The sequence below is a fragment of the Pseudarthrobacter sp. fls2-241-R2A-168 genome (assembly GCF_030209335.1).
GTDB lineage: Bacteria > Actinomycetota > Actinomycetes > Actinomycetales > Micrococcaceae > Arthrobacter.
In genome coordinates, this window is sequence record NZ_JARVSG010000044.1 from 71,644 (window position 1) to 93,234 (window position 21,591).

At 65.5% G+C, this 21,591-nt stretch carries 25 protein-coding genes; 13 read left to right on the forward strand and 12 right to left on the reverse strand.

From position 1 onward, the window contains the following. Together mmsB and QRN11_RS20675 are read left to right on the forward strand one after the other, a co-directional pair. A complete protein-coding gene (gene mmsB, locus QRN11_RS20670; protein ID WP_142064459.1) occupies positions 1-1,026 on the forward strand; it encodes a 3-hydroxyisobutyrate dehydrogenase in 1,026 nt (341 codons plus the stop codon). Further along, a complete protein-coding gene (locus QRN11_RS20675; RefSeq protein ID WP_142064456.1) occupies positions 1,023-1,799 on the forward strand; it encodes an enoyl-CoA hydratase in 777 nt (258 codons plus the stop codon). Before mmsB ends, QRN11_RS20675 begins: the two co-directional genes overlap by 4 nt. On the opposite strand, the gene QRN11_RS20680 is transcribed toward QRN11_RS20675, so the two are convergent. Further along, positions 1,762-2,763, reverse strand: coding sequence for an NAD(P)/FAD-dependent oxidoreductase (locus tag QRN11_RS20680; protein ID WP_220126207.1), 1,002 nt, complete (start codon positions 2,761-2,763; stop codon positions 1,762-1,764). The two genes, QRN11_RS20675 and QRN11_RS20680, sit on opposite strands and share 38 nt — an antisense overlap. Before the next feature lie 66 nt (positions 2,764-2,829). Here QRN11_RS20680 and QRN11_RS20685 point away from each other — a divergent pair, with 66 nt between their 5' ends. Together QRN11_RS20685 and QRN11_RS20690 are read left to right on the forward strand one after the other, a co-directional pair. Beyond that, on the forward strand, positions 2,830-3,405 hold the full coding sequence (locus QRN11_RS20685) for a helix-turn-helix domain-containing protein (protein ID WP_285314311.1): 576 nt from the start codon (positions 2,830-2,832) through the stop codon (positions 3,403-3,405). Between the two features lie 150 nt (positions 3,406-3,555). After that, on the forward strand, positions 3,556-4,209 hold the full coding sequence (locus tag QRN11_RS20690; protein WP_091421027.1) for a DedA family protein: 654 nt from the start codon (positions 3,556-3,558) through the stop codon (positions 4,207-4,209). Between the two features lie 87 nt (positions 4,210-4,296). Here QRN11_RS20690 and QRN11_RS20695 read toward each other — a convergent pair whose 3' ends face one another. Continuing rightward, positions 4,297-4,806: a MarR family winged helix-turn-helix transcriptional regulator gene (locus QRN11_RS20695; protein WP_142064448.1), complete on the reverse strand. Its 510-nt coding sequence runs from the start codon at positions 4,804-4,806 to the stop codon at positions 4,297-4,299. Between the two features lie 107 nt (positions 4,807-4,913). Between QRN11_RS20695 and QRN11_RS20700 the strand changes: the two genes are divergently transcribed. Together QRN11_RS20700 and QRN11_RS20705 are read left to right on the forward strand one after the other, a co-directional pair. Further along, complete coding sequence (locus QRN11_RS20700; protein WP_285314312.1) at positions 4,914-6,104, forward strand: acyl-CoA dehydrogenase family protein; 1,191 nt, start codon at positions 4,914-4,916, stop codon at positions 6,102-6,104. Positions 6,105-6,222: 118 nt separating this feature from the next. Continuing rightward, positions 6,223-7,200 (forward strand): SDR family oxidoreductase, encoded by a 978-nt coding sequence (locus tag QRN11_RS20705; RefSeq protein ID WP_285314313.1) that lies wholly within the window; start codon positions 6,223-6,225, stop codon positions 7,198-7,200. Between the two features lie 56 nt (positions 7,201-7,256). Here QRN11_RS20705 and QRN11_RS20710 read toward each other — a convergent pair whose 3' ends face one another. The 5 genes from QRN11_RS20710 to QRN11_RS20730 all read right to left on the reverse strand — a co-directional run bounded on the left by QRN11_RS20710 (position 7,257) and on the right by QRN11_RS20730 (position 11,140). Further along, complete coding sequence (locus QRN11_RS20710) at positions 7,257-8,042, reverse strand: MerR family transcriptional regulator (RefSeq protein ID WP_285314314.1); 786 nt, start codon at positions 8,040-8,042, stop codon at positions 7,257-7,259. Positions 8,043-8,075: 33 nt separating this feature from the next. Continuing rightward, positions 8,076-8,459, reverse strand: a complete 384-nt coding sequence (locus QRN11_RS20715) for a hypothetical protein (RefSeq protein WP_285314315.1) — start codon at positions 8,457-8,459, stop codon at positions 8,076-8,078. Positions 8,460-8,922: 463 nt separating this feature from the next. Further along, complete coding sequence (locus tag QRN11_RS20720; protein ID WP_013599688.1) at positions 8,923-9,126, reverse strand: cold-shock protein; 204 nt, start codon at positions 9,124-9,126, stop codon at positions 8,923-8,925. A 131-nt stretch (positions 9,127-9,257) separates the two neighbouring features. Then, positions 9,258-9,884 carry a response regulator gene (locus QRN11_RS20725; protein WP_091421036.1) on the reverse strand — a complete coding sequence of 209 codons (627 nt, stop codon included), beginning with the start codon at positions 9,882-9,884 and terminating at the stop codon, positions 9,258-9,260. Continuing rightward, entirely contained in the window at positions 9,881-11,140 is a 1,260-nt protein-coding gene (locus QRN11_RS20730) for a sensor histidine kinase (protein WP_285314316.1), read from the reverse strand. The genes QRN11_RS20725 and QRN11_RS20730 overlap by 4 nt, the downstream gene beginning before the upstream one ends. Positions 11,141-11,350: 210 nt before the next feature. Between QRN11_RS20730 and QRN11_RS20735 the strand changes: the two genes are divergently transcribed. Both QRN11_RS20735 and QRN11_RS20740 read left to right on the forward strand, forming a co-directional pair. Beyond that, complete coding sequence (locus QRN11_RS20735; RefSeq protein WP_091421200.1) at positions 11,351-11,917, forward strand: GlcG/HbpS family heme-binding protein; 567 nt, start codon at positions 11,351-11,353, stop codon at positions 11,915-11,917. Between the two features lie 10 nt (positions 11,918-11,927). Further along, entirely contained in the window at positions 11,928-12,626 is a 699-nt protein-coding gene (locus tag QRN11_RS20740) for an ankyrin repeat domain-containing protein (protein ID WP_285314317.1), read from the forward strand. 83 nt (positions 12,627-12,709) lie between these two features. On the opposite strand, the gene QRN11_RS20745 is transcribed toward QRN11_RS20740, so the two are convergent. The 3 genes from QRN11_RS20745 to QRN11_RS20755 are packed head-to-tail and all read right to left on the reverse strand — an operon-like array spanning position 12,710 to position 15,349. After that, positions 12,710-13,894, reverse strand: coding sequence for an acetyl-CoA acetyltransferase (locus QRN11_RS20745; RefSeq protein ID WP_285314318.1), 1,185 nt, complete (start codon positions 13,892-13,894; stop codon positions 12,710-12,712). Next, positions 13,891-14,586, reverse strand: coding sequence for a CoA transferase subunit B (locus QRN11_RS20750; protein WP_285314319.1), 696 nt, complete (start codon positions 14,584-14,586; stop codon positions 13,891-13,893). The genes QRN11_RS20745 and QRN11_RS20750 overlap by 4 nt, the downstream gene beginning before the upstream one ends. A gap of 31 nt (positions 14,587-14,617) precedes the next feature. Then, complete coding sequence (locus QRN11_RS20755; protein WP_285314320.1) at positions 14,618-15,349, reverse strand: CoA transferase subunit A; 732 nt, start codon at positions 15,347-15,349, stop codon at positions 14,618-14,620. Between the two features lie 182 nt (positions 15,350-15,531). Between QRN11_RS20755 and QRN11_RS20760 the strand changes: the two genes are divergently transcribed. Then, positions 15,532-16,326: an IclR family transcriptional regulator gene (locus QRN11_RS20760; protein WP_285314321.1), complete on the forward strand. Its 795-nt coding sequence runs from the start codon at positions 15,532-15,534 to the stop codon at positions 16,324-16,326. A 79-nt stretch (positions 16,327-16,405) separates the two neighbouring features. Here the strand turns inward: QRN11_RS20760 and nadE are convergent, their stop codons facing one another. Continuing rightward, complete coding sequence (nadE, locus tag QRN11_RS20765) at positions 16,406-17,260, reverse strand: NAD(+) synthase (protein ID WP_285314322.1); 855 nt, start codon at positions 17,258-17,260, stop codon at positions 16,406-16,408. 74 nt (positions 17,261-17,334) lie between these two features. Between nadE and pyrE the strand changes: the two genes are divergently transcribed. The 4 genes from pyrE to QRN11_RS20785 all read left to right on the forward strand — a co-directional run bounded on the left by pyrE (position 17,335) and on the right by QRN11_RS20785 (position 20,662). Then, positions 17,335-17,919, forward strand: a complete 585-nt coding sequence (gene pyrE / locus QRN11_RS20770; RefSeq protein ID WP_142064734.1) for an orotate phosphoribosyltransferase — start codon at positions 17,335-17,337, stop codon at positions 17,917-17,919. A gap of 113 nt (positions 17,920-18,032) precedes the next feature. Then, on the forward strand, positions 18,033-18,800 hold the full coding sequence (locus QRN11_RS20775; RefSeq protein WP_091421059.1) for a GAF and ANTAR domain-containing protein: 768 nt from the start codon (positions 18,033-18,035) through the stop codon (positions 18,798-18,800). An 85-nt stretch (positions 18,801-18,885) separates the two neighbouring features. Further along, a complete protein-coding gene (locus tag QRN11_RS20780) occupies positions 18,886-19,539 on the forward strand; it encodes a hypothetical protein (RefSeq protein ID WP_285314323.1) in 654 nt (217 codons plus the stop codon). 82 nt (positions 19,540-19,621) lie between these two features. After that, positions 19,622-20,662 carry an alpha/beta fold hydrolase gene (locus tag QRN11_RS20785; protein WP_285314324.1) on the forward strand — a complete coding sequence of 347 codons (1,041 nt, stop codon included), beginning with the start codon at positions 19,622-19,624 and terminating at the stop codon, positions 20,660-20,662. Positions 20,663-20,664: 2 nt separating this feature from the next. Here the strand turns inward: QRN11_RS20785 and QRN11_RS20790 are convergent, their stop codons facing one another. Continuing rightward, complete coding sequence (locus QRN11_RS20790) at positions 20,665-21,495, reverse strand: HAD-IIA family hydrolase (RefSeq protein ID WP_285314325.1); 831 nt, start codon at positions 21,493-21,495, stop codon at positions 20,665-20,667. Positions 21,496-21,591 lie beyond the last annotated feature (96 nt).

Sequence of the window (21,591 nt, forward strand, 5' to 3'; positions counted from 1 at the left end):
ATGCCTGAGGACTACACCATCGCGTTCCTGGGCCTTGGCCACATGGGCGGGCCCATGGCGGTAAACCTGGTCAAAGCCGGCTACACCGTGGCCGGCTTCGACGTGGTGCCTGCGGCGCTTGACACTGCCCGGGCCAACGGGGTTCCTGTTGCTGCCAGCGCCGCTCACGCAGCCTCGGGTGCTGCTGTGGTCCTGACCATGTTCCCCAGCGGCCGCAACGTGCTGGACGCCTACCAGGGAAGCGACGGCGGACCCGGCCTGCTGGCTGCTGCTGCCCCCGGAACCATGTTCCTGGACTGCTCCACGATCAATGTGGACGAAGCGCGGGAAGCGGCCCGGCTGGCCATCGACGCCGGCCACCGCTCGGTGGATGCGCCGGTTTCCGGCGGGGTGGTGGGTGCCGAGGCCGGGACGCTGACGTTTATGGTGGGCGGAGATCCTGAGGACTTCGAGGCAGTGCGTCCGCTGCTGGAAGTGATGGGCAGGCGGGTGGTGCACTGTGGTGCCCATGGCGCGGGGCAGGCTGCCAAGATCTGCAACAACCTGATCCTGGGTGCCTCCATGATTGCCGTGAGCGAAGCCTTTGTGCTGGGGGAGAAGCTGGGCCTGAGCCACCAGGCACTGTTTGATGTGGCATCGGCAGCGTCCGGTCAGTGCTGGGCATTGACCACCAACTGCCCCGTGCCGGGGCCGGTCCCCACCAGCCCGGCCAACCGCGATTACCAGCCCGGTTTTGCCGGAGCCCTGATGGCCAAGGACCTCAAGCTTGCCGTAAATGCACTGCAAAGTACCGGGGTGGCGGCCCGGGTGGGTCCGCTCGCCGCGGAAATCTACGATACGTTTGCCGCGGAAGGCGGCGCCGGCAGGGACTTCTCCGGAATCATCACGGACATCCGGGACAGATCGGATGGTCCCGATGGAGCGGGACACAAGAACCAGACCGCAAATGTTGCCGGCGGCGCCCCAGGAACGGCATCAACGATCGCAACAAACAGTGCGGCGCAGGACGACGGGAGCCCTGAATGACGGAATACACGAACATCCTGGTGGAGCAGCGCGGCCGGGTGGGGCTGGTGACGCTCAACCGGCCACAGGCGTTGAATGCCCTCAACAAGGCCACCATGGACGAGCTCGTGCAGGCCGTCCGCACCATGGACTCCGATCCCGCGGTAGGAGCGGTGGTGATCACCGGCTCCAGCAAGGCTTTCGCCGCCGGCGCCGATATCAAGGAAATGGCTGCCCAAGGCTACATGGACATGTATGCCGCGGACTGGTTCCGGGGTTGGGAGGACTTCACCCGGCTGCGCATTCCCACTATCGCTGCGGTCTCCGGGTTCGCGCTGGGCGGCGGCTGCGAGCTGGCCATGATGTGCGACCTCATCATCGCCGGGGACAATGCCAAGTTCGGCCAGCCCGAAATCAACCTGGGCGTGCTGCCCGGCATGGGCGGGTCACAGCGGCTCACCCGGGCAGTAGGCAAGGCCAAAGCGATGGACCTGATCCTCACCGGCAGGTTCATCGGTGCGGAGGAAGCCGACAGGTGCGGCCTGGTGTCCCGCGTGGTTCCAGCCGAGGATGTAATAGACGAGGCCATCAAGGCTGCGGAAGTGATCGCGTCCAAGTCCAAACCCGTGGCGATGGTGGCGAAGGAAGCCGTCAACGCGGCCTTCGAAACCGGCCTTACCCAGGGAGTGGTTTTCGAGCGCCGGCTCTTCCATTCGCTCTTCGCCACGGAGGACCAGAAGGAAGGCATGGCGGCGTTCACTGAGAAACGCCAGCCCGAATTCCGGCATCGTTAAGCATCAACGACTGCCGGTAGGCGGACAGATCTGCTGCCATCTCCTCCGCCATCAGGTGGTTGTTAATGACGACGGCGGCCCAGGCGCCCGCCGCTGCTGATGCCATGACCTGCGCGCGCATGTCCGTCACGTTGCCTGCCGCCCATACGCCCGGGACGGCGGTGGCTCCGTCGGCATCCGTCGGCAGGAAATCCCCGATGCCCATCGGATGCGGTTCCGGCTTCAGGCCGAGGCCGGCGAAGGCGTCGAGCCGGGCCCGGACCTGGGCTCCTGCCACCACGGCATCCACGGCTACTTCCGGCCCGCCTGCCAAGGCAACGCCGCGCAACCGGTCCTGTTCCACCCGGAGCGATTCGACGGCACCGGCAAACACTTTGATGCCACGGGCGGCCAGCTGCTCCAGTTCCTCGGCGGAGGGCAGCACAAGTTCGTTCAGGAACAGCGTGATGTTGGCGCTCCACTGCCGGAACAGCAAGGCCTGATGCACAGACCAGGGACCAAGTCCAAGGACGCCGATTCCCTGGTCGCGGACCTCCCAGCCATGGCAGAAGGGGCAGTGCAGCACGTCCCTGCCCCAGCGCTCGCGGAGTCCGGGGATCCCGGGCAGCTCGTCCACCAGCCCGGTGGTGATCAGGAGCCGCCTCGCCCGCAGGACGCGGCCGTCTGCAGCGGTGACGGCAAAGCCTTCGGCAACACTTCCGGCCGCTGCCACAGCCTCGCCATGGATCGTCCGGACGCCGTACTGCCTTGCTTCGGCCCGGCCGGTCTCCAGGAGTTCCCCTGGGCTGACGCCATCACGGGACAGGAACCCGTGGACCCCCTGGGCAGGGGCATTGCGGGGTTCGCCGCTGTCCAGTACCACCACGGAGCGGCGCGACCGGCCGAGCATTTGTGCCGCGCTGAGGCCGGCCGCGCCGCCGCCGATGATCAAGACGTCAGAGATTGATGAATTGTGGTTTGTCATAGTTCCCATGGTGTTCCACTCCGTCGGTACTGGCAAAGTGTTTTGCCGCAATGGCAAGATGGCGGTATGGATCAACAGATTGACGATGTCCTGGCCGCGGTGGGGCCCAGATTGCGGGCGCTTCGGCAGGCCGCCGGCATCACTCTCACAGCGTTGGCCGAAACCACTGGCATATCCGTGAGCACATTATCCAGGCTGGAGGCCGGCCAGCGCCGGCCCAACCTCGAGTTGCTGCTGCCGCTGGCCAAGGCGTACCACGTTCCGCTGGATGAATTGGTTGGAGCTCCGGCCACAGGAGATCCCCGGGTGCACCTGCGGCCCCTCCAGGTACGGGGAATGACCATCATTCCGCTGACCAAAAAGCCTGGCGGCATCCAGGCCTATAAACACATCCTGCCCGCCGGACGGTTGGAGGAACCCAACCCTCAAGTGCACGAAGGCTACGAGTGGCTGTATGTGCTCAACGGAAAGCTGCGGATGGTCCTGGGTGGCCAGGACCTGGTGCTCAATGCGGGAGAGGCCGCGGAATTCGATACCAAGGTCCCGCACTGGTTCGGCCGTGCGGACGGCAACCCGGTGGAGTTCCTGAGCCTCTTCGGCACGCAGGGAGAGCGGATGCACGTCCGGGCCAAGCCTGCCTGATCGCTGGCTCAGACCGGACTGTGGCCGGGGCGCGGTGGGCGGCAATGACGCTGGCCGCGGCCGCCGCACCGGGCCCAGCTTTTACACAGGTGCGTAAGGTAGACAGGACCGGGAAACGGGTATGGCGGCGACGCGGACAGGGGGCGTTCTATGTGGGGGACAGCAGCGGACGCGGGCGGCTCGGCCGATAACCTGACCGGGCTGGTGGGCTTGGCTGCCCGGGGGATCGAGCAGCTCGGGGAATGGGGCGTGGGGCTCTTCACCCTTGCTGAAACAGTGGTGCCGCCCATCCCCAGCGAAGTGATCCTGCCGCTGGCCGGCTACCTGGCCAGGCAGGGCTCCCTGAGCCTGGTCCTCGTATTTGTAACCAGCACCCTCGGTGCCTATCTTGGCGCCCTGTTCCTGTACTGGCTCGGGGCCAAGCTCGGACTGGAGCGGTCCATCCGCGGGTTATCCAAGCTTCCCTTGGTGGACCGGGAGGACTTTGAACACGCGGCCGGCTGGTTCCGCCGGCATGGACGCTCGTCGATCTTTTTCGGGAGGCTGCTTCCCGGCGTGCGAAGCCTCATTTCCCTTCCGGCCGGAGCTGCAGCCATGCCGCTGGGAAAGTTCACCATCTACACAGTCGCCGGCAGCGGGCTGTGGAACGGGTTGCTGCTGGGGCTCGGGTACCTGCTGGGCACCCAGTACCGGGTGATCGAGGAGTACTCCCGTTTCCTGAACTACGCCGTGTATGCCGCTGTGGGCGTCACCGTGGTGCTGCTGGTTGCCCGGCGGATTAAACGCGCCAAAACGCCACGCTGACCCAGTTTTCTCCAGCTCAGGAAACCGGCCAGTTCAGGACATCCGGCCGGTTCAGCACACCGGCCGGTTCAGGACATCCGGGGCCGTTCAGGGGCCGATGAAGTCGCCGGCGTTCCGGCGGAAGTCCCCGAGTATCCGGATCAGCTGATCGATATCCTCCGGCCCGAAGCCGGAGGCGCCGAAGACCTCGGCGTTGAGTGCCGCCGTCGAACGTTTCGCCGCGGTGCGGCCCTCGGCGGTGAGCTCAACCAGTGTGGTGCGGCCGTCCGTCGGATGCGGCGAACGGCGCACCAGCCCGGCATCCTGCAGCCGGTCAACAGCATTGGTGATGGACGTGGGGTGGACCTGGAGGAGCGTGCTGGCCTTCTTCATCGGCAGGGACCCGTTCCTGGCGAAGCTCAGCAGGGCGAGCAGCTCGTAGCGTGCGAACGTCAGTCCAAAAGGCTTCAGCACGAATTCGATCCTGGCGAGCAGGATCTGCTGGGTCCGCATGATGGCGGTGACGGCTGCCATGGGCGCCGCCTCGTCCGCCCAGCCGTGATCTTCCCAGTTCCGGCGGGCATCAGCGATGGGGTCTCGGGGAAGCGGAGCGCCCATAGCCGGCCAGCCTTTCGCGGATGTGATGCACCTCACCTGTTGCGGGGTGTGTGCAATATACTAGGACATCCAACGGTTGGTAGCGGTGCGGCAGAGCAGGGGGACCAATGCCAGTGCAGGCCACGGGACACAACGGAGTGCCACCCTTTCCGGATGCCGACCTGATGTACATTGTCGACCTCCTCGCGCCTCGTGAACGGGACAGGTATTTCGGCATCCGCGAGTTCCTCCAATCCTCGGTCCGGGAGCCCTCCATCGAGTATTGGAATCGTGAAGAGTTTCCGTTTGGGCTGCTGGCTGACATGGGAAAACATGGCCTCGGAGCCCTCCAGCTGGACGGCAGCTCCGCGCTGTTCAAGGGACTGATGTACGTCGAACTGGCCCGCGCGGACGTATCCCTGTCAGCGCTCGCCGGCATCCATAATGAACTCATCCTCGGGATGATCAGCGAGCTGGGCTCTGACGAACAGAAGGCCCGGTGGCTGCCCGGCCTGAAAACGTTCAAAAAGTTGGGCGCCTTTGCCCTGACAGAGCCGGACCACGGCTCGGACATTGCCGGCGGGCTGGAAACCTCGGCCAGGCTGGCCGGCGGCGAATGGGTCCTCAGCGGTGCCAAGCGGTGGATCGGGGCCGCCACCATTGCCGACTTCGCGCTGGTGTGGGCGCGGGACGTGGCGGATGGCGAGATCAAGGGCTTCATCGTGGAGACGGACAGGCCAGGGTACACGGCCACCAAGATCTCCCACAAAATCGGCCTGCGGATCATGCAGAACGCGGACATTGCGCTGGATGAGGTGCGGGTTCCGGCGGAAAACCTGCTGCCCGGAGCCACAAGCTTCTCCCGGACGAACGAGCTCCTCCGCGACTCCCGCGCCTGGGTCGGCTGGCAGGGTGCGGGAATCCAGCTGGCTGCCTTCGATATCGCGCGGGCCTATACCCTGAACCGGCGCCAGTTCGGCAAGGAACTGGCCAGCTTCCAACTGGTCCAGCAGCAACTCGCCGATATGTTGGGCAACGCGTCTGCCTCGTTGGCCTTGATGGCGCAGCTGGCGCGCGTCCAGCAGGAGGGAAAGCTGGAGATGGTCCAGGCTGCCATGGCCAAAGCCACGGTCACCAGGCTGGCACGGGCCTCGGTGGCCATGGGCCGTTCACTGCTGGGCGGTAACGGCATCAGCAGCGACTATGAGATGGGCAAGCTCTTCGGTGACGCCGAGATCCTCTACACCTACGAGGGCAGCTACGAAATCAACTCGCTCATTGTGGGCAGGGCTGTCACCGGAAAATCCGCCTTCCACTAGATACCCCTGCCCCGGTGGTCCAGCTGGCGTTGTCCCGCCACGCCGTGATCGGTAGCATCAAACACTAAGCCTACTTAGTTTTATGGCTGGGCCGTCCGCGGACAGAAGGGGATGCCGAATGCGCGTCAAGAATCCAGTTGTGGTGATTACCGGGGCCTCCAGCGGGATCGGACGCGCCACGGCCCTTCGCTTCGCCGCCAGGGGAGCCCGGTTGGTCCTGGCCGCGCGGGGAGCGGAATCCCTGGAGGACGTGGCCCGGGCCTGCAGGAGGCGCGGCGCCAAAGCCATCGCCGTCCCCACCGACGTGACGGACGTGGGCGGGATGGAGGAGCTGGCGGCGCGTGCAGAACAAGAGTTCGGGCGCCTGGATGTGTGGGTCAACAATGCGGCGGTAGGTGCATTCGGACTGCTGACCGAGATTCCGCCGAAGGACTTCCAGCGGGTGCTTGACGTCAACATCTCCGGTTACGTCAATGGGGCGCGGGCGGCTCTGCCCCGAATGCGCGCCCAAGGGTCCGGTGTACTGATCAACGTTGCGTCAGTCGTGGCGGAAATTCCGTTGCCCTACTCAGCCGCCTACTCCATGTCCAAAGCGGCGGTCCGGGCGTTGAGTATCAGCCTGCGCTCCGAACTGGCCCGTGAAGGCGTGGCCGGGGTGGACGTGTGCACGGTCCTCCCCGCCACCATTGACACACCCTTCTACCAGAATGCCGCCAACTACACCGGGCGCCGGCCGATGGCCATGCCTCCGGTCTACACTGCCAAGCGGGTTGCAAAAGCCGTGGCGAGGCTCGTGGAACACCCGCGCAGGGAGCTCGTCGCGGGAGGCCTGGCCGGCCGGCTCCTGGTGCTGCAGCACAAGCTGGCGCCCGGTGCGGTCGAAGCGGCCACCGCCCGCCAAGTGGACACGCGCCAGTTGTCCCCGCGGCGGTCCGCGACTTTGACCTCAGGAAACCTCAGCCAGGCGTCGCAGGCGGTCCGCAAGCCTTCCGTGGGCGGCGGATGGCACGGCCGACGGCGGACGGCGCAACGGCGGATTGGAACCGCCGCGGCGCTCGCCGCCGCCGTGGTCGCCGTGCGGAAGAGGCTGGGCTGATTGCCGCTGGGTCATGTCCTGCCCCGCCAAGCCAGCCTCCGCCGTCGTGCTGGCTGCTAGAGATTCCTGTCGGCGTAGACTCGCAGCGCGTCCCGCACGAAGCCGGCGCCCGTCTCGCCACCGTAATTGGCGGCGAAACGTGGATCGGCAACGTACATTTCGCCCAGCCCCACTACATAGCCCTTGACGTCGCCGCCCTGCTCGGAGGCAGGAGTGCCGGGGATGGAGGTCAGCCATTGAACGTGGCGCCGGGCCAGGTCCTGCGCCTCGGCGCTGTCCGCGGCGATGCCCGATTGCGCGGCGGCCGTCCAGTCACGGCCCAGCTTTTCGGCCCGCGCCTTCCACTCCTGTTTCTCAGCGGTTCCCATGCCACGCCACCAAGCGTCGCCCTTGGCATACGCGTCCTTGCCCCAGCGCTCCTCCACCTCGTCCTTGTACTGGGTGTGGTCGAAGCCGTCAAACATTTTTTCGGCCATGAGTTCGCCTCCTCCTTTCACTGTTTCAATCGTTTGCTGGACAGACAGGACCTGCCGCGCCAGCCGTTCCTGCTCCTGCCGGAGCCAGTCCAGGTGGCGGCTTAGCGCTTTGACGGCATCCATCTCGTGATGGAAGACATCGGCTATGGCCGGCAGGCCCAGCCCGAGTTCCCGGAGCAGGAGGATCCGCTGCAGCTGCAGCAGTGCCGCGGCGTTGTAGTAGCGGTATCCGTTGCTGCCCACGCGGCTGGGCTTTAGGAGCCCGATGTCGTCGTAGTGGCGCAGCGTCCGGCTGGTGGTGCCCGCCATCCGGGCAACATCCTGGATGGACCAGTCAATGCCTGCTGCAGTTCCGGATGCGTCCATGCTCTGAGCGTAGGGGTTGACGCTGCGTCAAGGTCAAGCCGGTTTTCCGGGATACCTCTTACGCGGTGGCCTGGGGCGGGGGGAACGCGTGCGGGCCTGGGCTACGAGCCGGGTGAACGCGAAAATGAAGACGGCCTCGATGACGAGCATCAGGGCTACGAGCAGCCATTGTTCCTCGGCTATAAACACGATGCACCCGGCGAGCGCGAGGATGGTTCCGAGGACCAGCGTATAGACGGCAAACCCGACCGCGACGCGGGCGCTGCGGACCCCGGTTCGGAAGCCGAAGCCCAATGGTTCCCCGCCGGGATGGCCGGGGACGAGGTCCGGGCCGGCAGGCGGGAGCTGGTCGAACTCCTCCCAGGGGTCCTTCCCTGCATCGTTGCCTGGAACATTGTCCGGGTGCTGTCCCGTCATCATCCCATTATCCCAAATCTGTGAACGGGACAGGGACCGGGGAACGCTCTCTCACTTGACGTTGGGTTTTGGGGAACGCTCTCTCACTTGATGCGCGTTTTTGAGGAACGCTCGATCACTTGATGCGCGTTTTTGAGGAGCCCTCTATCACTCCCCGAGTCCCGGACGTGACCTCCGCCACGATGACCGCGGCAGCACCGCCGTCGGCCCCCCCGCGAAGCGATAGAGCGTCCGTAGGAAGTCCGCGTTAAGTGAGAGAGCGACGGCGGGAAGTCCGCGTTAAGTGATAGAGCGTCGGCCGGAAGTCCGCATTAGGTGATAGAGCGTTGGTGGGAAGCCCGCGTTAACTGATAGAGCGTTGGACGGGGGAGAGCCAACAAAAAACAGCGGCCTCCCCAACATGTGTTGGGGAGGCCGCTGCCTGGCGGGTTCCTCCTGCTGGTGCAGGAGGAAAGCCGAAGCCTTAGAGCGGGCGGATGTTCTCTGCCTGCGGGCCCTTCGGACCCTGGGTCACATCGAATTCAACCTTCTGGTTCTCATCGAGTGAGCGGTATCCGCTGCTGGCGATTGCGGAGTAGTGGGCGAAAACGTCAGCGGACCCGTCATCGGGGGCAATGAAGCCAAAACCCTTTTCGGCGTTGAACCATTTAACTGTGCCTGTTGCCATGGCTGCATTCCTTCGTGTGACTCTGATTCTCCCCCGGGCCACCGGCCCGAAGTGCGCGGAGAACGTCCCCCGCAGTCCCCAACGTACGGGGCTGGCGCCAACCTTGCAAGGGTAACGGGATTTAAGTGTCGTCAGCGCATGCCCTCACGGCGGATCGCGGTGGCTATGGCAGCGGCCCTGGTGTCCACCCCGAGCTTGGCGTAAATGTGCGCAAGGTGGGTTTTGACGGTCGCCTCGGAGATGAAGAGGCGTTGACCGAGTTCACGGTTGCTGAGGCCCTCTGTCAGGAGGCTGAGCAGTTCGGCCTCGCGCGGCGTCAGGATCTCGTCGGGGTTGCGCAGCTGCTGGAAAAGCCGCGACGCCACGGGCGCGCTCATCACGCTCTTGCCCTGGACTGCGCCCCGGATGGCCGCAAAGATCTCTTCGGGTGCGGCATCCTTCAGCAGGTACCCCATGGCACCGGCGTCCACTGCCCGAACAATATCCGCATCGGAGTCGTACGTGGTGAACACCAGGATGGCCTGCCTCTTGTTCCGCTCCCGGATTTTGCGGATAGCTTCGATTCCGTCCATCCCGGGACCCATGGCAAGGTCCATCACCACCACGGACACGGGGTGCTGCGCCAGCAGGTCCAGCGCGTCCTCCCCGGACGCTGCTTCGGCAACGACGTCGATATCCGCCTGGGTGCCAAGGAGGGCCCGCAGCCCGCTTCGCACCACGAGATGGTCGTCCACCAGCAGCACGGTAATGGCGTTCACGGTGCCTCTCCCGGGAGATTCGGCTCGGCCGCAGCGGGCAGTTGGGCTGCCACGATGGTCCCTTCACCGGGCGCACTTTCCACGGAGAAGGCGCCGCCCAGCTGTTCCACCCGTTGCCGCATGGCACGGAGGCCATACCCTCCGGCGCCCGACGGCGGTGCTGCCGCCGCCGGATCAAAGCCGGTGCCGTCGTCGTACACATCCAAGGTGACGGCGTCCGGAAGGAAGCCGAGGGTTACGGTGGCCGTGGAGGCGGCAGCGTGCAGCTTGATGTTCGAGGCCGCGCTCTGGACTACCCGCAGAAGTGCGTGCCGGACGTCGGCCGGCACGTTACGGGGTTCGCCGGTGACCAGGAGCCGGGCCGCAGGGACATACTGCCTGGCCGCGACAAGCAGGGCGTCCGGCAACGGCGAGGCGTCCAACCCGGGGGAGGCGAGTTCGTGGACCAGGTTGCGGGTCTCGGAGAGATTGCCCCTCAACAGCGCTGTGGCCTGGCCCAGGTCTGCCCTCGCGGCATCAGCCGGCCATGCCCTCCCGGCCGCCTCCAGCAGGAGGAGGCTGCTCGCCAGGCCCTGGGTCACGGTGTCGTGGATTTCCCGGGACACCCGTTCCCGTTCGGCAATGGTGCCCGCCCGGCGCTCGCTGGCCGCAAGCTGTCCCTGCGCGAGCGATACTTCCGCGTGCAGGCGGCGCTGCTCCTCGGCGTCGTGCTGGATCCGGTCATAAACCAGGGTCAGCATCACGCCTACGGCCAGCGGCCCCAGGAGCATTGCCAGGTCTGTGCCGTCGCTCAGCTTGAACAGGCCGGCCGCGGTGGCAGCTGCCGTAACCCCTGCTGCGATGTAGGCGGCTGCTCCGTTGAAGGCGATCCGGCAGAGGAAGAAGAGCGCGAACGAGCACCAGGCAAAGCTGGGAGCGGCGACGACCAGGACGGCCCAGACGCCCACCAGGGCAACCATCCAGGGTGCACCGGGCCTGGCGCGCTGCGCCTGGATGGCGACGGCGAGATACAACAGGCAGGCTCCGGCGGCCAGGCCCAGGACCAGGATGTTGTCTGCCGGGCTGTGGCGCATCACGTAGCGGACCAGCGACGCCACCATCAGGACGCCGAAGCCTAGGTGTACGGCGGTATCGATCCTGCCCAGGCGCGGGAGTCCCTCCGGTGTGCTGTTGGATGCGGCAGCCCCGCCTGTACCCCCGTTGGCGCCGGGGTCCGGTGCGGGCGCGGCGTGGGATGCGGTGGCTCGGGGAGGCATGGAAATTTCCGGTTCGAATGGGGGACAGCTACCTCCCATGCTATTGCCCCCCGCCCTTGCCCGTCTCTCAGCCTTTTGGCTGATACGGCTGGCCTTTCGGAGCAGGAGGCCGCAGCCAAAGGCCCGATGCCCTGCTCACGTGCCCGCGAAAGGATGGGACTGTACCCCGGCGCTGAACCGTGGCTGGGCTTTGACCATAAGGAAAACACCATGAAGAAGTCATCGAAAGTATTCGCCGCCGCAGCCGCCGGCGCACTTGCGCTCACCGCCGTTGCGACGGTCACAGCAAATGCCGGCCCGGGTGCTGCTCCAGCAGCCGTTCCTGCTGCCGACGTCCAGCCTGTGCCGGAGAACGTGGTCCAGCAGAACCGTATTTCCGTCGGCGCATCCGCAAAGGCTGTGTCCGCGGCGCTCGCGAAGTGCCAGGCGGACAAGCTGCCGTTCGTCACCGTGGCGCTGGTGGACCGCTTCGGCACGGTGCAGGCGCTCCTGCGGGGCGACAACGCCGCGGAGCACACCATTGAAGCCGCGAAGCAGAAGGCCTACACCGCCGCAGCGTTTGGCACCCCCACCAGCGAGCTGGCCAAACGGATCAACGGCAACGGCCCGAGCATTGCGGACCTCCCCGGCACCCTCTTCCTCGCCGGCGGCGTCCCGCTGAAGGTGAACGGTGTTTCCGTGGCCGGGATCGGCGTCGGAGGTGCTCCCGACGGAGCCCTGGACGAGGCCTGTGCCACTGCCGGTGCTGATGCCATCGTTGCTGCTGCCGCTCAGTAGGCTGGGCCGCATGAAGTGGGTTGGGGTTTGCTGCCTTGCCGTCTCCTTGACCCTGGCCACGACTGCGTGCCAGGCGGGTCCGGAGGCGACGCAGCCGCCGCAGCCTGCGCCGTCGTCGTCCCTTGCCGGGGCGGAAGGGACGACGGCCGCGGCGGAAACCCCATCAGCGCCTGCCCCGGCGCCGGCAGCTGCTCCTCCGGTGCTGTCCGCGGAGGAACAAGTGCAGCTTGACCAGGCACTCATCGCCGCGGCCAAGGCCAACAACGTCCCGCTGGTGCAGGAACTCATCGGGCGGGGAGGCGATGTGAACACCAAGGACGCGATCCAGGATTCGGCGTTCCTCTACGCGGGCGCCGAAGGATTCAACGAGGTGCTCCGGTTGACGCTGGACGCCGGGGCAGACGTTGCCAGCACCAACCGGTACGGCGGGACCGCCCTGATCCCCGCGAGCGAACATGGCCACGTGGAGACCGTCCGGATCCTGATCGCCGCGGGGGTGCCGGTCAACCACGTGAACAACCTGGGCTGGACCGCCATGCAGGAAGCGATCCTGCTGAACAACGGCGGACCCAGGCAGCAGGAAGTGGTCCGGCTGCTCCTCGATGCAGGCGCCGATCCCGACATCCGGGACCGGGAGGGCAGAACGGCGCTGCAGAACGCGGAGCGCCTCGGTTTCGCCGGGATCGCCGCCCTGATCCGCAACCGGTAGCCCCTCCAGATAACAGCAACGCGGGGTCAGATATGGCCCGATAATCCGGTCCGGAACGGCCATATCTGACCCCGCGTTGCTTTTCAGACGGATTCGAGGACGCTGACGTAGTTGGCGATGCCCACGCCGCCCATGTTCTGGACGGCGGCGCGGCGGGGGCCGGCCAGCTGCATGTCCCCGGCGGTCCCCGTGAGCTGCATGGCGGCGATGACGTGCTGCGAGACGCCGGTGGCGCCCACCGGGTGGCCTTTGGCCTTCAGGCCGCCGGAGACGTTGACCGGCAGCTTGCCGTCCTTGTACACCCAGCCTTCCTCGATGGCCCTGGCGCCCTGCCCGGGATCGGTCAGGCCCATGGCCTCGTACATCAGCAGCTCCGCGATGGTGAAGCAGTCATGCACCTCGGCGAAGTCCAGCTCATTGATTCCGACGCCGGCCATCGCCAGTGCCCGCTGCCATGACACCCGGGTGGCGTTGAAGGCTACGGGATCCCTGCGCGCGGCGGGGAAGAAGTCGTTGGCGTGGCCGAAGCCGGCCAGCCGCACCGGAGCGGTGGCACCGCCGGTCGCCGCAGTGGACAGCACCACGGCGGCCGCACCATCAGACACAGGGGAGCAGTCGGTGCGGCGCAGCGGGTCCGCGACCATCGGGTTTTTGTCCGAGACTGTGCGGCAGAATTCGACGCCGAGGTCCTTGCGGAGCTGGGCGTAGGGGTTGTCCACCCCGTTGCGGTGGTTCTTGGCGGCGATGGAGCCCAGGACGTCCGAAACGCTGCCGTAGCGCTTCTCGTAGTGCTTGGCCACCTCGGCGAAGAGACCGGTGAATCCGGTGGTGGATGCCTTGCCGGCCATGTCGTAGTCCGCGCCCAGCAGGCCGGCGCCTACAACGTCCGCTCCGGCGTGGGTCATCTTCTCGGCGCCAATCACCAGCACGGTTTTCGCGGTGCCCGCCAGCAGGGACTTGGTGCCCTGCTGGAAGGCGGCAGAACCTGAAGCGCACGCATTCTCCACCCGCGTGGCGGGCACGTTGGCGAGCTGGTCCGAGACCTGCAGCGCCAGCGAGGACGGGAACGCCAGGGGCATCATGCCGGAGTTGAACTGGCCGAGGTAGATCTCGTCGATCTGGCCGGGCTCGATGCCGGCGTTCCTGATCGCTTCGGTGGCCACCTGGACGATCAGAGACTCCAAGGTCTCGTCCACCAGCTTCCCGAAACGGCTGTGGCCCCAACCGGTGAGCAGGACATCTTTACCGAACTGTTCCTGCAGGCTCATGCCGTTGCTCCTTCCAGAGCGGATTCCCCGGCGCCGGATCCGTCCAGGGCGACGGTGAATTCCGCCTCCGTCTTCTCCTGGATTTCCTCGACGGTGACCCCGGGCGCCAGCCGGGTCAGCGTGAGCTGCCGCCCGCCGTCGTCTGTCTTCGCAAGGTCAAAGACCGCGAGGTCGCTGATGATGCGGTCCACCACGGCGAGACCAGTCAGGGGCAGGGTGCATTCGCGGACGATTTTGGCGCTGCCGTCTTTGGCGTTGTGCTCGGTGAGGACCACGACGCGCGGTGTTCCGGCCACCAGGTCCATGGCACCGCCCATGCCCTTGACCATCTTGCCGGGGATGGTCCAGTTGGCGAGATCCCCGCTGCCGGAGACCTGCATGGCGCCCAGGATGGCCACTTTGACGTGGCCGCCGCGGATCATGCCGAACGAGGTGGCGGAATCGAAGATGCTCCCGCCGGGCAGCACCGTGACGGTCTGCTTGCCGGCGTTGATGAGGTCGGCGTCCTCCTCGCCCTCGTACGGGAACGGGCCCATGCCCAGCAGCCCGTTTTCGCTCTGCAGGACAACCCGGACGCCGTCGGGCAGGTTGTTGGCCACCAGCGTGGGAATGCCGATGCCCAGGTTGACGTAGTCGCCGTCGTTCAGTTCCTCGGCCGCGATGGCGGCCATTTCATCCCTGGTCCAGGCCATGGGGTTCTCCTTTTAGCTAGGTATTTGGTGGTCAGACGGCCAGGGCTTCGCCATCAGCCGGGACACCGCGCGGCCGGACGGTGCGCTGCTCGATGTCCTTGACCCTGTTGCTGGCCTGGACCAGGCGCTGGACGAAGACGCCAGGGGTGACGATGTGGTTGGGGTCCAGTTCGCCCGGCTGCACAACCACCTCCGCCTCGGCAATGGTCAGGAGGCCTGCCGTCGCCACCACCGGGTTGAAGTTCCGGGCGGTATAGCGGTAGATGAGGTTTCCGTCCGTGTCCGCGGTGTGGGCGTGGACCAGTGCGACGTCGGCCGTGATGGCGCGCTCCTGGACGTACGTTTCGCCGTCGAACACCTCGTGCGGCTTGCCTTCGGCAACCAGGGTGCCAACGCCGGTTTTGGTGTAGAAGGCAGGGATGCCCGCGCCGCCGGCCCGCAGTCGTTCCGCAAGGGTGCCCTGCGGGGTGAACTCGACCTCCAGGCGGCCGGCGAGATACTGCTCCGCGAAGAGCTTGTTCTCACCCACGTAACTGGCAATGACCTTCCGGACCTGGCCCGCCTCGATCAGGATGCCCAGCCCCTTGCCGTCCACCCCCATGTTGTTCGAGACCACTGTCAGGTCCTTCACGCCTGAATCCCGGACGGCTTCGATCAGGTCCGCGGGGATGCCGCTAAGGCCGAATCCGCCCACGGCGAGAGTCATTCCGTCCCGCAGTGCCCCTTCCAGGGCGACGGCGGGAGCTGGCTGAAGTTTGGACATGGCGCCTCCTCGTTGAGAGTCCCGCAATAATCGTCCACTTTGTGGACTATGGGTCTGGAGATGGACATTACGGGTGGGTTGGGAGGGCTGTCAAGGCATCAGATTTCGGCATTTCTGCCCGTTTCTACACTGTGGACGGTAAGGTAGTCCGTGTCCATATTATGGATAGAAAAAGGTGAAAAGTGAGTAATTCCCCAGTTCCGGGAGCCCAGGTGGTCAGCCGTGTTGCGGGCTTGTTGCGTCTCATCGGACGCAACGCGGACGGCATGCCGCTGTCCGCCCTGGTGATCGAATCCGGCCTTACCCGGCCCACGGTCCACCGGCTGTTGTCCTCGCTGGCGTCCGAGGGCCTGCTGGACCACGACCCCGGCAGCGGCAACTGGGTGCTGGGTCCGGAGATTTTCCTGATGGGGTCGGTGGCGTCGGCCCGCTTCCCCCTGGAGGAGGTAGCCCGCCCGAGCCTCCGGCGGCTGGCCGAGGCAACCGGCGAGAGCGCCTTCTTCTCCATTCGCCGCGGCTCTGAGACGGTATGCCTGTTGCGGGAGGAGGGGAGCTTTCCGGTGCGGTCATTTGTGCTGCACGAGGGTGTCCGGTTCCCGCTGGGCGTGGCCTCGGCGGGCACCGCGATCCTGGCTTTCCTGCCGGAGGCCGAGCAGGAGGAACTGCTGCATGACTGGGCAGCGCATGCCGGGACCTTCGCAGTGGGCCATCCGGAGGAACTTGTCCGGGGCAACCTCGAGCGCACCAGGCTTAATGGCTACTCGGTGAATCCAGGGCTGGTGCTGGAGGGCAGCTGGGGGATGGGCGCCGCGGTGTTCGACCAGTCCGGCCGGCCCGCCTGGGCACTGTCACTCACAGGCATCGAACCCCGGTTCAAACCGGAGCGGCAGGAGGAGCTGGGCAGCCTCCTGATGGCCGAGGCCCACCGCATCACCCAGCAGCTGGGCGCGGAGGGGAAAGGCGTCCGGGCCCGCTGAGCCTCACCGGCTTTGCCGGGGAACGACGACGGCGCGCCGCCCCTTTCCGGGTGCGGCGCGCCGTCGTTTTTCCTTAGGTCTACAGCCCTGCGCGGGGCTCCTCGGGGCCTTCGCCCTTCCACCAGGTGTCAAAAATGGTGACGGGGACGGTGCGCTTGTGCCGCGTGCGCAGGTATTTCGTTTCAATCGACTCCGCCACGGATTCCGGGACGTCCCGGCCTTCCAGGTAATCGTCGATCTGGTCGTAGCTCAGGCCCAGCTCGTCTTCGTCGGTGCGGCCAGGCCTGTCATCGAGCAGGTCCGCAGTGGGCACCTTTTCCCACACCCGCGCCGGGGCGCCGAGCTCGGCCAGCAGGGCGCGGTTCTGCCGCTTGTTCAGGCCGAACAGCGGCAGGATGTCGGCGCCGCCGTCGCCATATTTGGTGAAGAAACCGGTGACGGATTCGGCGCCATGGTCGGTGCCGATGACCAGGTAGTTGTGTTCCCCGGCGAGCGCATACTGGGCAATCATGCGGGTGCGGGCCTTGGTGTTCCCCTTGTGGAAATCGGAGATCTCAGAGCCCACGGTCTTTTCGAACTCATCCTCGAAGCCGTCCACGGCCGCCGAGATGTTAAACGTCCACTCGGTTTTGGGCTGGATGAAGTCCAGCGCAGCCTGGGCGTCCTCCTCGTCATGCTGAACGCCGTACGGCAGGCGCACGGCCACAAAGTTCGCGTCCACGCCTTCTGCCTCAAGCTCCTCGACCGCAAGCTGGGCCAGCCTGCCGGCCAGCGAGGAGTCCAGGCCGCCGGAAATGCCCAGGACAAAGCCTTTGGTGTGGGTGGCTTGAAGGTATTCCTTCAGGAAAGTGACGCGTTTGCGCACCTCCCCGGCGGGGTCGATCCGGGGCTGTACGCCCATTTCCTCAATGATCCTGGCCTGGAGTTCGCGCATGTGGTCCAGCCTAGCCAGCAGTGTCAACAGCGCTCAAGCATCCACACCGGCACGCCCACACTAAACTGGAGACCATGACTTCCCCCAGTGATACTGCAGTAGACACTGCAGCCGCCCGCGCCCGCCTGCTGGAACTGATCAAGGAACTTGCCGTGGTCCGCGGCAAGGTGATCCTGTCCAGTGGAGCGGAAGCCGACTACTACATCGACTTGCGCCGCATCACCCTGCACCATGAAGCCTCGAAGCTGGTGGGTCAGGTGATGCTCGCGCTGGCGGACGACGCCGGCATCGACTTTGAGTGCGCCGGCGGGCTCACCATGGGAGCCGACCCCGTAGGGACGGCAGTGATGCATGCGGCCCGTGACGCCGGCCGGAGCGTTGACGCGTTTGTGGTCCGCAAAGCCCAGAAGTCCTACGGCATGGGCCGGCAGGTGGAGGGTCCCTCGGTGGAGGGCCGCAAGGTGCTGGTCCTGGAGGATACCTCCACAACCGGCGGCTCGGCGCTGACGGCAGTGGAAGGCGTCCGGAAAGCCGGTGGCAATGTGGTGGCCGTTGCGGTGATCGTGGACCGGGATACCGGGGCCAAGGAAAAGATTGAAGCCGAGACCGGAGTGCCTTACCTGTTCGCCTTCGGCAAGGACGAACTCGGCCTTTCATAGCCCTGTTTCCACTGCTGCCCGGGACTGTGCGGCCCGGGCAGCGTGTTGGATCCGGGGCGGGAGTCCTTTATCATTTGCCTTATCCCCCTTATTCCGTACAGAGAACGTGCACTATGGTCCCCCCTGAACATCCCTTGAGCGCCACCGAGCAGGTCCAGAACCTGATCCTGGAGAGTGCCGACTTCGAGGACTTCATGAATGAACTTGCCCGGTTTTCGGCACATCAAGTGGCCGGCGGCGGCGAGGACGCCCTCTGCGGCATTACCCTGTTGCGGGACCGGAAAGCCGCCACGATCGGCTGGAGCAGCGACTCTGCCCGGGAAGTGGACGAGATCCAGTATTCCCTGTCGCAAGGGCCCTGCCTTACTGCGGCAAAAGAGGAACGCGAAGTCCATGTACCTGACCTGTTCGAGGAGAACCGGTGGGGACCGGATTACGCAAGTGCCGTAGCCTCGCACGGGCTGCGGTCGGTATTGTCCCTGCCGTTCAACCTCCAGGGCGACGCCAAGGCGGCACTGAATCTCTATTCCGACGTCCCGCGCAAGTTTGATGAGCGCGCCACCGCCAAGGCCCGGGGCTTCACCCGGGAAATTTCGCAAGCGCTCCGGCTGGCTGTGCGGTTCTCGCTTCACACGGACAGTGCGGCCAATCTCCGGGCCACGCTGCAGTCCCGGACCATCATCGACATTGCCATAGGCATCGTTATGGCGCAGAACAGGTGCAGCCAGGAGGCTGCGGTGAGTATCCTCACGGAGGCGTCCAGCAACAGCAACACCAAGCTGCGGGACATCGCCAAATCCCTTGTGGATTCGGTAGGGGGAGCTGGAACGCGCACCCACTTCCAGGAACCTGGACAGCTGCAGGCGGATCAATCAGCGTAGCGGGCGGCTTGTGCCGGACTCCCGCTGGAGGTTACGCTTACCGAGGTTGAGCCGTCGGCCATAGACACCCTTTTTTGGAGTACCTATGGACCAGACCCTTAATGCCCTCGTCAATCTAGATGTCCCTGCCGACGTTGTCCGCATCGATGTCCAGGGTAGCCTCAACCAGGATTCCCGCCCCAGCCTCGTCCAGATCGTCCGGCGTATCCGGCGCATGGGGATCCGTTCGCATATTCTCGTTGAGCTTTCACGGGCTGTGCTCGTAGAGTCTTCCGCACTTGCTGGCCTTCGCCATGAACTCAACGCCATCGATGCCAGCACCCTGATGGGAATCCACGGCGCCGGCGTATCGCTGGACCTTTCGCCTTCCGGCGACGAGTTCCCGGATGAAGCACTGCTGACGGTTACGGACGCCCTTTCGGTTCTCGCCTTTGCAGAAGCTGATTCCTTGTCTGAACTTGATCCTCTCGGATCGGTGGCAGCCACGCGCGGCGTTGATGAGGGGCAGTCCCTGGATATCGCAGGGCTCGGGGCGTGGGGCGGCCGGGCGCTGCAGGAATATTCGGATGAGGAACTTTTGCTGGCCAGCGACACACTCTTCGGCCTGCTGGACAACCCCGGGGCTTTCGCCGGCTCGGACCTGATGGCCCGGTACGAGGACATTGGCCGGGAGATCACGCGGCGCCAGCAGGACACCGCCAGCCCTTTCCCCCTGACGGAAGGCCAGGCGGCCAGCTGAACTGCTGCGGTGACCAGGCGTCACTGAATGGTTACCGCCGCCTTCTTGCGGCGGCGTCTTCCGTTGTGCCTACGGTAGGGGTGTGCCGTACGAGGGGGACACAGGTCCGCAGGACAAGCGGGGGGCTTCCGGAGCCCGGCTGCTGGCGGAAGCCGCTGCCCTCAAACAGTTTTCACGCCGTGCGTTCCTGACCGGGGCAGGCGCTTCCGGCGTACTCGCCGCCGACATGATCCTCACCCGGGAGGTGCAGTCGCAGCGCCGTTCCAACAGGATCATCGCGGTTCCGGACGACTTCGCCGACGCCTACTACCCGGACGCCAGCTGGTTCCTGTTTCCCGGCTACAAAACCAGCTGGGAGGAGGCGCAGTGGATCCTGAACTCCCTCCGCGGTGCGCTGGACAAGCGCGCCCGGCTGGCCGCCGTCGGCTATTCAAACCAGGGGCTGGACATCGATGAGCTGGTCATCGCCGTCATCGAGTACGTCCGCGCGCAGAAGCTGACCAAACTGTACTTCTACGGGCACAGCTTCGGCGGGATGGTGGCAACACAGGTAGCTGCCCGGCTGCTCGAAATCCACGGAGTGGAGGTGGAGTTCATCGTCCTGGACTCCAGTCCCTACAGCAAGCATGACGTGCTGGACCAAAGCTGGTTCGACGGCGTCGTGTTCCTTTATGAGCGCGGCATCCGGTTCCCGTCCACGGTGCGGGGCGGGTACGAGCTGGGCGAGCGGGTCATCCACAAGGACGAACGCACCTGGCGCCAGATCCTTGACCAGACGCTCGAACAGCTGTCCCCGATCGCGCCGTCCAACCTGCTCATCCAGTCCGAGTCCGCTTATATCTATCATTTCGACGGCCTGCGGTTCGTGGACAAGCTGGGCCACGCCAAGATGGCCTACATCGGAAACCCGCGAGACCGCACCGTCCGCTACCAGACGGCGGTTGAGTCCTGGGCGGTGGCGTTCAAGGCGAACATGGTGTCCAGCAATTTGCAGACCGTCGGTGCTGCTCCGGCCCATGCCAGTCCGGGCTGGAACCCGAACATCTACCGGCCGCTGCTGCAACAGCTGCTGGACGAAAACTTTCCGCTGCCCCGGGGCGGATCCCGCGTGAGCGTTTTCTAGGCCTAGACCTGGTTCTTCAGGTCCGCCACAGAGTTCAGCACCTGGTTGGGCCGGAACGGGTAGGCGCCAATGTCCTCACGCCGGGTGATGCCGGTCAGCACCAGGACCGTGTGCAGCCCGGCTTCCATGCCGGCGATGATGTCCGTGTCCATCCGGTCACCGATCATGGCGGTGGTTTCCGAGTGCGCGTCGATCTGGTTCATCGCCGAGCGGAACATCATCGGGTTGGGCTTGCCCACGATATAAGGCTCCCGGTCCGTGGCTTTGGTGATGAGCGCTGCTATCGCTCCGGTGGCCGGCAGGGGGCCATCCTTGGACGGGCCGGTGGCGTCCGGGTTCGTGGCAATGAAACGGGCCCCGGCAAGGATCAGGCGGATGGCCGTGGTGATGGCCTCAAAGGAATACGTGCGCGTCTCGCCGAGCACCACAAAGTCCGGATCCTGGTCGGTGAGGATGAATCCAGCCTCGTGCAGCGCCGTCGTCAGCCCTGCCTCGCCGATGGTGTAGGCGCGGTTGCCGGATCCTGAACCTTCCACCTGGTCCTTGAGGAACTGGGCGGTGGCCAAAGCGGAGGTCCAGATGTTCTCTTCCGGAACCTCCAGACCGGAAGCCTTCAGCCTTGCAGCGAGGTCCCGCGGGGTGAAAATTGAGTTGTTGGTGAGCACCAGGAAGCGCTTGGACGTGTCCACCCACCGCTGGATAAGTTCCGCGGCGCCCGGCACCGCCTGGTTCTCGTGGACCAGCACCCCGTCCATGTCCGTGAGCCAGCACTCGATCTCCTGGCCGCTGCGGTACACCGCCGGATTGCCTGCAACCTTGTCCGCTTCTGCCATGCCTACCTCTTCACCCGTGATGAAAGCCCGAAAGGTCCAGTCTAGATGAGTAATTCCTATTGCGTAGGACGGTGGGGGTGCTTTTAAAGTAAGGCG

Bases quoted from the DNA above. Each gene is read 5' to 3' on its own strand.
- mmsB (WP_142064459.1), top strand. From the start codon at position 1: ATGCCTGAGGACTACACCATCGCGTTCCTGGGCCTTGGCCACATGGGC.
- QRN11_RS20675 (WP_142064456.1), top strand. From the start codon at position 1,023: ATGACGGAATACACGAACATCCTGGTGGAGCAGCGCGGCCGGGTGGGG.
- QRN11_RS20680 (WP_220126207.1), bottom strand. From the start codon at position 2,763: ATGACAAACCACAATTCATCAATCTCTGACGTCTTGATCATCGGCGGC.
- QRN11_RS20685 (WP_285314311.1), top strand. From the start codon at position 2,830: ATGGATCAACAGATTGACGATGTCCTGGCCGCGGTGGGGCCCAGATTG.
- QRN11_RS20690 (WP_091421027.1), top strand. From the start codon at position 3,556: ATGTGGGGGACAGCAGCGGACGCGGGCGGCTCGGCCGATAACCTGACC.
- QRN11_RS20695 (WP_142064448.1), bottom strand. From the start codon at position 4,806: ATGGGCGCTCCGCTTCCCCGAGACCCCATCGCTGATGCCCGCCGGAAC.
- QRN11_RS20700 (WP_285314312.1), top strand. From the start codon at position 4,914: ATGCCAGTGCAGGCCACGGGACACAACGGAGTGCCACCCTTTCCGGAT.
- QRN11_RS20705 (WP_285314313.1), top strand. From the start codon at position 6,223: ATGCGCGTCAAGAATCCAGTTGTGGTGATTACCGGGGCCTCCAGCGGG.
- QRN11_RS20710 (WP_285314314.1), bottom strand. From the start codon at position 8,042: ATGGACGCATCCGGAACTGCAGCAGGCATTGACTGGTCCATCCAGGAT.
- QRN11_RS20715 (WP_285314315.1), bottom strand. From the start codon at position 8,459: ATGACGGGACAGCACCCGGACAATGTTCCAGGCAACGATGCAGGGAAG.
- QRN11_RS20720 (WP_013599688.1), bottom strand. From the start codon at position 9,126: ATGGCAACAGGCACAGTTAAATGGTTCAACGCCGAAAAGGGTTTTGGC.
- QRN11_RS20730 (WP_285314316.1), bottom strand. From the start codon at position 11,140: ATGCCTCCCCGAGCCACCGCATCCCACGCCGCGCCCGCACCGGACCCC.
- QRN11_RS20735 (WP_091421200.1), top strand. From the start codon at position 11,351: ATGAAGAAGTCATCGAAAGTATTCGCCGCCGCAGCCGCCGGCGCACTT.
- QRN11_RS20740 (WP_285314317.1), top strand. From the start codon at position 11,928: ATGAAGTGGGTTGGGGTTTGCTGCCTTGCCGTCTCCTTGACCCTGGCC.
- QRN11_RS20745 (WP_285314318.1), bottom strand. From the start codon at position 13,894: ATGAGCCTGCAGGAACAGTTCGGTAAAGATGTCCTGCTCACCGGTTGG.
- QRN11_RS20750 (WP_285314319.1), bottom strand. From the start codon at position 14,586: ATGGCCTGGACCAGGGATGAAATGGCCGCCATCGCGGCCGAGGAACTG.
- QRN11_RS20755 (WP_285314320.1), bottom strand. From the start codon at position 15,349: ATGTCCAAACTTCAGCCAGCTCCCGCCGTCGCCCTGGAAGGGGCACTG.
- nadE (WP_285314322.1), bottom strand. From the start codon at position 17,260: ATGCGCGAACTCCAGGCCAGGATCATTGAGGAAATGGGCGTACAGCCC.
- pyrE (WP_142064734.1), top strand. From the start codon at position 17,335: ATGACTTCCCCCAGTGATACTGCAGTAGACACTGCAGCCGCCCGCGCC.
- QRN11_RS20775 (WP_091421059.1), top strand. From the start codon at position 18,033: ATGGTCCCCCCTGAACATCCCTTGAGCGCCACCGAGCAGGTCCAGAAC.
- QRN11_RS20780 (WP_285314323.1), top strand. From the start codon at position 18,886: ATGGACCAGACCCTTAATGCCCTCGTCAATCTAGATGTCCCTGCCGAC.
- QRN11_RS20790 (WP_285314325.1), bottom strand. From the start codon at position 21,495: ATGGCAGAAGCGGACAAGGTTGCAGGCAATCCGGCGGTGTACCGCAGC.